Below are 11,233 nucleotides of genomic sequence, written 5' to 3'. Positions count from 1 at the left end.
CCGCACCGCAGTTTGAACGGCGATACGCCGTTTGAGGTCTTGCAGGCTTCATTCTCAACCTGTGGTGTAAACAACGCGGTTATTTTCTACAAAAAGCAGCCTGCACTTTGTTGGTTACGGTAAAATCAAATTTATTGACTGGCTGCACCCCGAAAGCCTCTCCCCATGACCACCTACACCTACGAACACAAATACCGCCTTGCCTCCCAATTTGCCCGCCGCTTCCAAAACGAAAAGCGCGAGCGTGCCGAAAAAGACACTTTCTGGAACGAATTTTTCGCCATTTTCGGGCTGGACCGCTTCCGCACCGCCACCACCGAATACGCCGTCAAACACCGCAACGGGCACACCAAATTTGCCGACGTATTCTGGGCCGGCAGGCTGCTTTGCGAGCACAAGTCCGCCGGCAAAGACCTCGACGCCGCGTTCGAACAGGCAATGGGCTATGTGGAAGAAATCCGCCGGCATAATCCCGACGACGTGCCCCGCCACATCATCGTGTCCGATTTCGCCACCATGAAACTCTACGATTTGAAAGACGGCACCGACGTTTTCTTCCCGCTTTCCGACCTGCCCGAACACATCAAACTGCGCCATTTCGACTTCATGGACGGCATCACCCACGAACTGCGCCAAGCCCAAGAACAGGCCAACATCGAAGCCGCCGCCGCAGTGGGCAGCCTTTATCAGGCCTTCCGTGCCGACGGCAGCTACGACGAACACAGCCTGAAACAATTCCTCATCCGCCTGCTGTTCTGCTTTTTTGCCGACGACACCCTGATTTTCGAGCCCAACCAATTTGAAGGCTACCTGAAAAAATACACCCGCGAAGACGGCGAAGACATCGGCGGCACGCTCAACCGCCTGTTTGCCGTGCTCAATACCCCGCCCGAACGCCGCGCGCAAAACATGAACACCGAACTGCGCGCCTTCCCCTATGTGAACGGCAAACTGTTTGAAGAACAGCTCGGCGAATTTTATTTCAACGCCGAACTGCGCGAACTGCTGCTGCAATGCTCCGCGCGCGACTGGGCGAAAATCAGCCCCGAAATATTCGGCAACCTGTTCCAAAGCGTGATGGACAACGTGGAACGCCGCGAACTCGGCGCGCACTACACCGAAGAAGGCAACATCCTCAAAGTCATCGACGGCCTGTTTATGGACAACCTGCGCGAACGCTTTCAGACGGCCTGCAAAGTATCGGGCAAAGCCAAACGCACCGCCGCCATCCACGAGTTGCACCAAGAAATCGGCCGCCTGCAATTCCTCGACCCCGCCTGCGGCTGCGGCAACTTCCTCGTCGTCGCCTACCGCGAACTGCGCAAACTGGAAGACGACATCATCGGCGAACTGTTTGCCGAAGGCCAGCTGCTCGACATCTCCACCATGCTGCAAACCCACATCGGCCAGTTTCACGGCATCGAAATCGACGAATACCCCGCCCAAATTGCCAAAGTCGCCATGTGGCTCACCGACCACCAATGCAACCTGCGCACCGCCGAACGCTTCGGCCAAACCCGCCCCTCCATCCCGCTCACCGACAGCGCGGAAATCATCAACGCCAACAGCCTGCACACCGAATGGCCGCAGGCCGACTATATTTTCGGCAACCCGCCGTTTGTCGGCAAGCAATACCAAACCCCCGCTCAAAAAGCCGACATACAGATGATTTGCGGCATCATCAAAGGATTCGGCATCTTGGATTACGTGGCCAACTGGTACGTCAAAGCCGCCCGCATCATCGCCCAGAACCACAACGTGCAGGCTGCTTTTGTGTCCACCAACTCCATCACACAAGGCGAACAGGCAAGCGTTTTATGGCAATATCTGTTTAAGCAGGATATAGAAATCCACTTCGCCCACCGCACCTTCCAATGGACCAGCCAGGCCAGCGGCAAAGCCGCCGTGCACTGCGTCATCGTCGGATTCAGACGGCCTGAAAAACACAGCGGCGAAAAATACCTGTTCGAGTATCCCGACATTAAAGAGCTACCTGAAAAACACACGGCCTCCAATATCAACCAATATTTGACCGACGCACCCAGCATTATTATCAACAAACAACGCAAGCAAATCTGCAACGAACTGCCGATGGCATTCGGCTCCATGCCCAACGACGGCGGTAACCTGCTTTTGAGTACCGCCGAAAAACAAGCACTGATTACCGCCGAACCGCTTGCCGCGCAATATATCCGCCCGTTTTTCGGCTCGGAAGAATTTCTCAACGATAAAGAACGCTGGTGTTTATGGTTTCACGGCATCAGCGAAACGCGGCTGCACCACGATTTGAAACAAATGCCGCAAACGGCACAACGCATAGAATCCGTCAGGCAAAAACGCTCGGAAAGCGACCGGGCAACCACCAAAGAACTGGCCGCCACGCCCCATCTGTTTGGAGAAATCAGGCAGCCTGCAAGCGGTAACTACCTGATTATCCCACGTGTTTCATCAGAATCCCGCGCCTTTATCCCCATCGGTTATGTGGATTGCAACACCATTAACAGCGATGCCAACTTTATGCTGCCCAACGCCACACCCTACCATTTCGGCATCTTGTGCAGCACCATGCACAACGCCTTTATGCGCGCCGTGGCCGGCCGTCTGGAAAGCCGATACCGCTATTCCAACACCATCGTGTACAACAACTTTCCCTTCCCTTTCGCCCCGCAAAGCGAAGGCCGCCCCGCCCCCGCCGCCGAACAAAAACACCGCGCCGCCATCGAAGCCGCCGCCCAAACCGTGCTGGATGCCCGCGCGTTTTACCGCCGGGAAGCCGAGCAGGAAGGCCTGCCCCCGCCCAGCCTCGCCGACCTGTACCGCCCCGACGCCCCCTTCACCCGCCTGCACCAAGCCCACCGCGCCTTGGACAAAGCCGTCGATGCGGCATACGGCTACAAAGGCGGCCACGACGACGGCAGCCGCACCGCCTTCCTCTTTGCTCTGTACCAAAAAGCAGCAGCGGAAGCAGACAAACGCTAAGGCCGTCTGAAACCCGAACTCCCAAAAAGCAGCCTGCACTTTTCAACTTCGTTAAATCTAACGCTTTCAGGCAGCCTGCACCCATCCAAAGGACCCTCATGAACATCACCCAAATCCTCTCCCAAGAACTCTCCGCCACCGCCGCGCAAATCACCGCCGCCGTCGAACTTTTGGACGACGGCGCGACCGTGCCGTTTATCGCCCGTTACCGCAAGGAAGCCACGGGCGGGCTGGACGACACGCAACTGCGCCAGCTTGCCGAGCGGCTGCAATACCTGCGCGAGTTGGAAGAGCGCAAAGCCGTTGTTTTAAAAAGCATTGAAGAGCAAGGCAAGCTTTCAGACGACCTCAGGGCACAAATCGAAGCCGCCGACAACAAAACCGCGCTGGAAGACCTGTATCTGCCCTACAAGCCCAAACGCCGCACCAAAGCGCAAATCGCGCGCGAACACGGTTTGCAGCCGCTGGCGGACGTGTTGCTTGCCGAGCAGCCGCAGGACGTGGAAGCCGCCGCGCAAGGCTACCTGAACGAAAACGTCCCCGACGCCAAAGCCGCGCTGGACGGCGCGCGCGCGATTCTGATAGAGCAGTTTGCCGAAGACGCGGAACTCATCGGCACGCTGCGCGACAAGCTGTGGAACGAAGCCGAAATCCATGCGCAAGTCGTTGAAGGCAAGGAAACCGAAGGCGAAAAATTCAGCGATTATTTCGACCACCGCGAACCCGTCCGCGCCATGCCCAGCCACCGCGCGCTAGCGGTTTTGCGCGGCCGCAACGAAGGCGTGTTGAACATCGCGCTCAAATACCAGCCCGACGACACGCCGATTACGCAGCAAAGCGAATACGAGCAAATCATCGCCCGCCGCTTCAAGGTTTCAGACGGCCACAAATGGCTGCGCGACACCGTGCGCCTGACTTGGCGCGCGAAAATCTTTTTGTCGCTGGAACTCGAAGCCTTAGGTCGTCTGAAAGAAGCCGCCGACACCGACGCGATTACCGTGTTCGCCCGCAATCTCAAAGACTTGCTGCTCGCCGCACCCGCCGGACGGCTGACCACGCTGGGTCTCGACCCCGGCTACCGCAACGGCGTGAAATGCGCCGTGGTGGACGACACGGGCAAGCTGCTGGATACGGTCATCGTCTATTTACATCAAGAAAACAATATGTTGGCAACGCTGTCGCGCCTGATTAAACAACACGGCGTGAAGCTCATCGCCATCGGCAACGGCACTGCCAGCCGCGAAACCGACAAAATCGCGGGCGAACTGGTGCGCGGAATGCCGGAAATGGGGCTGCACAAAATCGTCGTGTCCGAAGCCGGCGCATCGATTTATTCCGCGTCCAAACTGGCGGCGCGCGAGTTCCCCGACTTGGACGTTTCCCTGCGCGGCGCGGTGTCCATCGCCCGCAGGCTGCAAGACCCGCTTGCCGAGTTGGTGAAAATCGACCCCAAATCCATCGGTGTGGGCCAGTATCAGCACGACGTGAACCAAAGCCAGCTCGCCAAATCGCTGGACGCGGTGGTCGAAGACTGCGTGAACGCCGTCGGTGTGGACGTAAACACCGCGTCCGCCCCGCTCTTGGCGCGGATTTCCGGTTTGAATCAAACCCTTGCCCAAAACATCGTCGCCTACCGCGATGAAAACGGCGCGTTCGACAGCCGCAAAAAATTGCTGAGAGTACCGCGTTTGGGCGAAAAAACCTTCGAGCAGGCAGCGGGCTTTTTGCGGATTAACGGCGGCAAAGAGCCGCTGGACGCGAGCGCCGTCCACCCCGAAGCCTATCCCGTCGTCGCCAAAATGCTGGCGCAACAAGGCATTACCGCCGCCGAACTCATCGGCAACCGCGAGCGCGTGAAGCAAATCAAAGCGTCCGACTTCACCGACGAACGCTTCGGCCTGCCGACCATTCTGGACATCCTGTCCGAGCTGGAGAAACCCGGCCGCGACCCGCGCGGCGAGTTTCAGACGGCCTCCTTCGCCGAAGGCATCCACGAAATCAGCGACTTGCAAGTCGGCATGATACTCGAAGGCGTGGTTTCCAACGTCGCCAACTTCGGCGCGTTCGTGGACATCGGCGTCCATCAAGACGGCCTAGTGCACATCTCCGCGCTTGCCGATAAATTCGTGCAAGACCCGCGCGAAGTGGTGAAAGCCGGCGACGTGGTGAAAGTGAAAGTGCTGGAAGTTGATGCCGCCAGAAAACGCATCGCGCTGACCATGCGGCTGGATGATGAGGCGGGCGGCGCAGCCAAAGGCAACAGGTCGTCTGAAACCCGACATCAGGAACGCCGCGACCGCAAACCCCAACGCAACGACCGCGCCCCAACCAATTCGGCGATGGCAGATGCGTTTGCGAAGTTGAAGCGGTAAGTTTGACTTTTTGAGACTCAATTAAAGGTCGTCTGAAAAAAGGATTTTCAGACGACCTTTCTTGCCAGTGAAATCACCAAAACAGAAATATCCGGCATTTAGACAATGGCTCCTTCTCTTTCTAACAGAACAGAAAACAAGGCTGCCGTTTCAATAAAAAGGTCGTCTGAAACTTAATTCCCGATAGTAAATAGAATTAAACTTACAGGATTTCCGCACTTCCGTCCAACGTGAAGCGCGGCATTACCTACCACCATTCAAATGGCGCAAACATATTTTGTAGTAGGCACATACAAACAGGCGTATAGTTCCAAATATTACAAATTCATCATCACAACCCAAGGAGTTCAAACCATGAAACCTGTTTTGTTTGCCGCGCTGATTTCCTGTTTCTCCGTTGCTGCGTATGCGGCCTGTACCGACAGCCAGCAGCAGTGCGTGATTTATAAAAACGGCAATGTTGCGACAGAAGGCGGCTGTACGGTCAGCAAGTGTCAAAGTGCCGATGCACAAGTGTTGAAATGGAAGCTGAAAAACGGCAAAGGCGTAACCGTGGAAATCGGAAAAAACGGTAAGGTTTTGGTGAACAAAAAACCGGGTGCGAAAGCGAACAACAGCAATGCGTCAGGCATGGGTTTGACATGCTATGCCGCCGATGCGGACAAACGCGAACAGTTCTGTTCGACCAATTATTGATTGGATTATTACTTTGATTAAAGGCCGTCTGAAAAGTGTTTCAGACGGCCTTGATGTTTATCCTTCCGATATTTTTTCATTGAGAAAGTCGATAAAGCTGCGTACTTTCGCGCTGAGAAAGGCCCTGTCGACATAAGTGGCGTTCAGTTGGTCTGCCCAGATGGTGTAATCGGGCAGGAGTTGGATCAATGTGCCGTCCTTCAATTCCTGCTGAACTGCCCAAAGGGGCTGATAGCCTATGCCTGCGCCTGCTTTAATCAGCTCGCGGATCATCAATGTGTTGTCGCTGCGGATAACCGGGGAGAGATGGAGAATGGCTTTTTCTGCGGTAGCGCGGTGGGTAATTTCCTGGTCTTGTTGACTGGTATAGGAAGGCAGGATGGCTTGGTGCTGCATGACGGCTTCGGGTGTATCGGGTGTGCCGTGTCGAGCAAGATAGTCGGGGGCGGCAAGCAGAACGAACTCGATTTTGGCCAGCGGTTTGACGATCAGCGAAGGGGAGGGGGTTTTGGAAACGCGCAAGGCGAGGTCGAAGCCTTCGGCGATGAGGTCGATATGGCGGTTGTCGAGGACGAGGTCGAGCGTGACTTTGGGATAACGCTGGCGGTATTCTGCCAACCATGCGCTCATATTGCCGCCTGCAAACCACAGGGGCATGGTAACGCGTAACATACCTTGTGGCGTGTCGGCGCCACCTGCCGCTTTTTGGGCGGCGGTGTCCAAGGTATCCAGCGCGTAGCTGCATTGACGGTAGTATTCTTCGCCTGCTTCGGTCAGGTGGAGGTTGCGGCTGTTGCGGTGTAAGAGCTTGGCTTGAATGGTGTTTTCCAGATGACTGACGTGTTTGCTGGCCATGGCGGTGGAGATGTCGAGCTGATCGGCAGCACGGGTAAAACTGCCGCTTTGAACCACTTGGCGGAAAACTTTTAGGCTGAATAGGGTATCCATGATTTCTTATTAGGAAACGTTGTATCAATAATTCGAGTATATATCTCTTACTGGGAATTATCTATACTGCACTTATTGAAATTGCTCCCTACTTCTTCAGGTAATCATTAAAATAAGGATTATTAAGATGTCAGCCCTCAAATCATTCCAACCTGTTGTATTGTCTGTCTTGCGCATTGTTACAGCGTATTTGTTTTTGCTGCATGGTACGGCCAAGTTTTTCAGTTTTCCGATGTCCATGGGCGGCGCGCCTGAAGGCTTGATGCTGGTGGCCGGTATTTTGGAAATTGTCGGCGGTATCTTATTGATATTGGGCTTGTTTACCCGTCCAGCCGCGTTTGTTTTGTCCGGTCAGATGGCAGCCGCCTATTTTATGGCACACGCGTCCTCGGGTAATGTTTTGTTTCCATTGGCCAACCATGGCGAATCTGCCGTTTTGTTCTGCTTTGTGTTCCTGTATCTGGCAGTAGCCGGTGGCGGAGCGTGGGCGTTGGATAACGTTTTTGGTAAAGATAAAGATTAATTTAAGGAAAAGATCATGACTTATTCTGTTTTGCAACAAGCTGCTGAAACCCGTCGTTCTATTTATGCATTGAACAACACCCTGCCTCTGTCCAATGAGGAAGTAACCAAAATCATCGAACACGCCGTTTTGCATACGCCGTCTTCTTTTAATTCGCAATCTGCCCGAGTGGTTGTATTGTTTGGCGAAGAACATGCCAAAGTGTGGCATTTTGTCGAAGAAGCGTTGCGTGCAATTGTTCCTGCCGAGCAGTTTGAAGCCACTGCGCAAAAACTGAACTTGTTTAAAGCAGGTGCGGCGACAGTTTTGTTCTTTGAAGATCAAGATGTTGTCAAAGGTTTGCAAGAGCAGTTCCCATCTTATGCGGCTAACTTTCCGATCTGGGCGGATCAGGCAAATGCCATGGTTCAATATGCTGTTTGGACAACATTGGCGGCTGCCGGTATCGGCGCCAATCTGCAACACTACAATCCGCTGCCTGATGCGGCCATTGCCAAAGAATGGAACCTGCCGGAAAGCTGGTTGTTGCGTGCGCAAATGGTGATTGGCGGTATCGCGGCTCCAGCCGTTGAAAAAGCCTTCCAACCAGTCGAAGGTCGTCTGAAAGTATTCGGCGCATAAATGAAATGATGTTTTCAACCAAGGGCGCGATGTTTGCGCCCTTTTTGAAATAGCAAAATAAAAGGCCGTCTGAAAACACTTTCAGACGGCCTTTTATCTATGTCATGAAATCAACCGCGACGCCAAGTCGTACCGCCGGCGTTGTCTTCCAGAATGATTTTGTGTTCGTTCAGAAGGTCGCGGATGCGGTCGGATTCCGCCCAGTTTTTATCGGCGCGCGCTTGTTTGCGCTGGGCGATTAAGTCTTCGATTTCTTCGTTGGACAGGCTATTAGGATTGATTTTAAAGTAATCTATAAAAGTCAATTTTTTTGGTTTTCCCCGCCGCCAAGTCGTGCCGCCGGCGTTGTCTTCCAGAATGATTTTGTGTTCGTTCAGAAGGTCGCGGATGCGGTCGGACTCTGCCCAGTTTTTATCCGCGCGCGCCTGTTTGCGCCGTGCGATTAAATCTTCGATTTCTTCGTTGGAGAGGCCGTCTGAAACCGCGCCGCCTTGCAGAAACTCAATCGGATCGCGTTGCAACAGGCCGATGATACCGCCCAAAGCTTTCAGGCAGCCAGCGAGGTGGGCATCATTGGTTTTGTTCACTTCGCCTGCTAGTTCAAACAACACGGCAACCGCTTCGACCGTACCAAAATCGTCGTTCATGGCGGCGTAGAAACGGCGGGTGTAGTCGTTGGCGTTTTCAGATAAATCAAACTCAGCCGCTGGTGTGTTTTTCAACGTGGTGTACAGACGGGTCAGCGCGCCTTTTGCGTCGTCCAAATGCGCGTCGGAGTAGTTCAACGGGCTACGGTAGTGGGCGCGCAGGATGAAGAAACGTACGACTTCAGGGTCGTATTGTTTTAACACTTCGCGGATGGTGAAAAAGTTGCCCAACGATTTGGACATTTTCTCGCCATCTACGCGGATAAAGCCGTTGTGCAGCCAGTATTTGACGTGGCTGGCAATGCTTTGACCGTGGTGGGTTTGCGCGTGGTCGTGGCCGCAGGTATGGCCGCTGGCGCCGACGCTTTGGGCAATTTCATTTTCATGGTGCGGGAACTGCAAGTCCGCGCCGCCGCCGTGGATGTCGAAAGTATCACCGAACAGGTTTTCACTCATGGCAGAGCATTCAATATGCCAACCCGGACGGCCGTTGCCCCACGGGCTTTCCCATGCAGGTTCGCCTGCTTTCGCCGCTTTCCACAACACAAAATCAAGCGGATCGCGTTTGAAACCGTCCACTTCCACACGCTCGCCTGCACGCAGGTCGTCCAGCGATTTGCCCGATAATTGGCCGTAAGCCGAAAACTCGCGCACGGCGTAGTAAACGTCGCCGTTTACGGCAGGATATGCCTTGCCGTTTTGAATCAGGGTTTCAATCATGGCAATCATTTGCGGAATGTTTTCCGTCGCTTTCGGCTCAATATCCGGACGCAACACACCCAAAGCATCGGCATCTTCGTGCATAGCCTGAATGAAACGCGCGGTCAGTTCGCCGATGGTTTCGCCGTTTTCAGCCGCACGGGCAATGATTTTATCGTCGATGTCGGTGATGTTGCGCACATAAGTGAGCGGATAACCGCACTCGCGCAACCAACGGGCAATCATGTCAAACACAACCATCACGCGGGCATGGCCCAAGTGGCAATAGTCGTAAACGGTCATGCCGCAAACGTACATACGCACGTTTTTAGGGTTGATGGGGGTGAAGGGCTCTTTTTGGCGGGTAAGGGTGTTGTAGATGGTGGTCATGGGAGAGTTTTATTAATTAAATAATTTATTTTTAGGCTTCCTATAGAACTAAAATTTTAACCTCTTCCTTGGTCATTTGATTTTTGAGATTTTTAGGGAAAAGATAAATTAAAGTTCTAAAGGAAGTTTAGTAGAAAATTAAATTAGCCGAATGATCGAGAAAAGACTCTCTGTTGCTCTTCATGCTGGAACGCTTGACTCTTCTCAGCTACTAATTCTTGTTGTCTATCTTGGTTTAGCGCTACATTTTGACGGATTTTTTCGTCAAAAAGAGCAACCTGCTCAGGATGTTCTGCAAGTACCCTTTGAGCATATGAACCATCAGTATCATTGATAAGGCCTCGCAGCATACCTTTGACTTCATCATACTTAGATTGTGGTCTTTTTGTGGCAGAGGAAGCTGAAGCAAGATTATTTATAGTATCCTGCTCTTTTGCAAGAAGATTACTATTAGTTGCTTCGTTGGCAAAAAGTCGGGCAAATTGGTCTTCTGATATGTTTGAATTCTCTGAAAGGTTTAATGTTTTTTTACCCCAGTTAATGGCATCATTCATTATATCTTTTATAAATTTAATATCTTTTCCTACTTTTCGAGCTTCTTCTTCAAATTCTGTGCGGAATTCTTTAATCAGTTGTATATTATCTAAGGCAAAGGTATGGTCTTCAGTAGATAAACCACCATTTTTGAAGTTGTTGAGTCCATGACTGTAGCCAGCACCAGTTATTGCAACTGCCCATGTACGGTTTGGGGCTATGTTCAATTTGCCAAAGCCACCTAGATACAATACTATCTGTTCAGTTTTATTCAGGTAATGTTTAACATTACCTAAATGCGGACTGGCAGCGCTTACGGGATCCATGCCGCGGACGTGGTTTGTGATTAATTGGGCATTAGATTGTTTACCTGGTTGTTTTTCTTGCAGATTAGCCGCACCGTAGGCGTTGAATGTTTCGGTTCTTTGGCCATAATTGTAGCCGCACAATTGTGCTAGAGCTCCGCCGAGAGAGTGTCCTGACTGGTGAATTACGGCTCCTGGATAACGTGTTTGAGTTAATGATATAGCTATTTCTGTCAATTTCTTGGCATCGGGATATTGATTGTTTCCTTGATTGACTGCCATGCCTAAATCGGTCAATATATCTGTGGCTTTTGCATTTTTTTCGGGCCATGTACCTCTATGAGTAACAACTAGTTCATTGGTGTCTTTTCTGTACAGGACATAGCCGTCGTAGCCAGATTTAGTATGGAGAGATTTGACAACTTCATATTCTACATTATCAATTCCTCGAATATGTTGACCTTCTTTTAGATTTTTATAAGCTAAATCAGCAGTTGCAAGATAATTTTGCGTTTTCAT

General features: G+C 52.4%; 8 protein-coding genes and 1 pseudogene. 6 read left to right on the top strand and 3 right to left on the bottom strand.

Going from position 1 to position 11,233, the window contains the following annotated elements; all coding sequences use genetic code 11:
* The 4 genes and pseudogenes from ACTHSQ_RS10380 to ACTHSQ_RS10365 all read left to right on the top strand — a co-directional run.
* Positions 1-123 (top strand): annotated as a pseudogene (locus ACTHSQ_RS10380) (IS481 family transposase); the annotation flags it as partial.
* A 42-nt stretch (positions 124-165) separates the two neighbouring features.
* Positions 166-2,979: a DNA methyltransferase gene (locus tag ACTHSQ_RS10375; protein WP_440371058.1), complete on the top strand. Its 2,814-nt coding sequence runs from the start codon at positions 166-168 to the stop codon at positions 2,977-2,979.
* Positions 2,980-3,077: 98 nt separating this feature from the next.
* Positions 3,078-5,351, top strand: a complete 2,274-nt coding sequence (locus ACTHSQ_RS10370) for a Tex family protein (protein ID WP_440371059.1) — start codon at positions 3,078-3,080, stop codon at positions 5,349-5,351.
* 354 nt (positions 5,352-5,705) lie between these two features.
* A complete protein-coding gene (locus ACTHSQ_RS10365; RefSeq protein WP_003683849.1) occupies positions 5,706-6,047 on the top strand; it encodes a hypothetical protein in 342 nt (113 codons plus the stop codon).
* A 57-nt stretch (positions 6,048-6,104) separates the two neighbouring features.
* Here the strand turns inward: ACTHSQ_RS10365 and ACTHSQ_RS10360 are convergent, their stop codons facing one another.
* Positions 6,105-6,995: a LysR family transcriptional regulator gene (locus ACTHSQ_RS10360; protein WP_049350927.1), complete on the bottom strand. Its 891-nt coding sequence runs from the start codon at positions 6,993-6,995 to the stop codon at positions 6,105-6,107.
* 127 nt (positions 6,996-7,122) lie between these two features.
* Between ACTHSQ_RS10360 and ACTHSQ_RS10355 the strand changes: the two genes are divergently transcribed.
* Complete coding sequence (locus tag ACTHSQ_RS10355; RefSeq protein ID WP_003683872.1) at positions 7,123-7,518, top strand: DoxX family protein; 396 nt, start codon at positions 7,123-7,125, stop codon at positions 7,516-7,518.
* 15 nt (positions 7,519-7,533) lie between these two features.
* Complete coding sequence (locus tag ACTHSQ_RS10350; protein WP_440371060.1) at positions 7,534-8,139, top strand: nitroreductase family protein; 606 nt, start codon at positions 7,534-7,536, stop codon at positions 8,137-8,139.
* A gap of 110 nt (positions 8,140-8,249) precedes the next feature.
* Here the strand turns inward: ACTHSQ_RS10350 and cysS are convergent, their stop codons facing one another.
* Positions 8,250-9,875: a cysteine--tRNA ligase gene (gene cysS / locus ACTHSQ_RS10345; protein WP_440371061.1), complete on the bottom strand. Its 1,626-nt coding sequence runs from the start codon at positions 9,873-9,875 to the stop codon at positions 8,250-8,252.
* Between the two features lie 143 nt (positions 9,876-10,018).
* On the bottom strand, positions 10,019-11,233 hold the full coding sequence (locus tag ACTHSQ_RS10340; protein ID WP_003683929.1) for a hypothetical protein: 1,215 nt from the start codon (positions 11,231-11,233) through the stop codon (positions 10,019-10,021).

The sequence above is a fragment of the Neisseria sp. P0009.S008 genome (assembly GCF_051958615.1).
Taxonomy (GTDB): domain Bacteria; phylum Pseudomonadota; class Gammaproteobacteria; order Burkholderiales; family Neisseriaceae; genus Neisseria; species Neisseria subflava.
This window is presented reverse-complemented; position numbering and strand designations above follow the sequence as displayed.

Coding starts and splice junctions, on each gene's coding strand:
- ACTHSQ_RS10365 (WP_003683849.1), top strand. CDS start 5,706: ATGAAACCTGTTTTGTTTGCCGCGCTGATTTCCTGTTTCTCCGTTGCT.
- ACTHSQ_RS10355 (WP_003683872.1), top strand. CDS start 7,123: ATGTCAGCCCTCAAATCATTCCAACCTGTTGTATTGTCTGTCTTGCGC.
- ACTHSQ_RS10350 (WP_440371060.1), top strand. CDS start 7,534: ATGACTTATTCTGTTTTGCAACAAGCTGCTGAAACCCGTCGTTCTATT.
- ACTHSQ_RS10375 (WP_440371058.1), top strand. CDS start 166: ATGACCACCTACACCTACGAACACAAATACCGCCTTGCCTCCCAATTT.
- ACTHSQ_RS10340 (WP_003683929.1), bottom strand. CDS start 11,233: ATGAAAACGCAAAATTATCTTGCAACTGCTGATTTAGCTTATAAAAAT.
- ACTHSQ_RS10370 (WP_440371059.1), top strand. CDS start 3,078: ATGAACATCACCCAAATCCTCTCCCAAGAACTCTCCGCCACCGCCGCG.
- cysS (WP_440371061.1), bottom strand. CDS start 9,875: ATGACCACCATCTACAACACCCTTACCCGCCAAAAAGAGCCCTTCACC.
- ACTHSQ_RS10360 (WP_049350927.1), bottom strand. CDS start 6,995: ATGGATACCCTATTCAGCCTAAAAGTTTTCCGCCAAGTGGTTCAAAGC.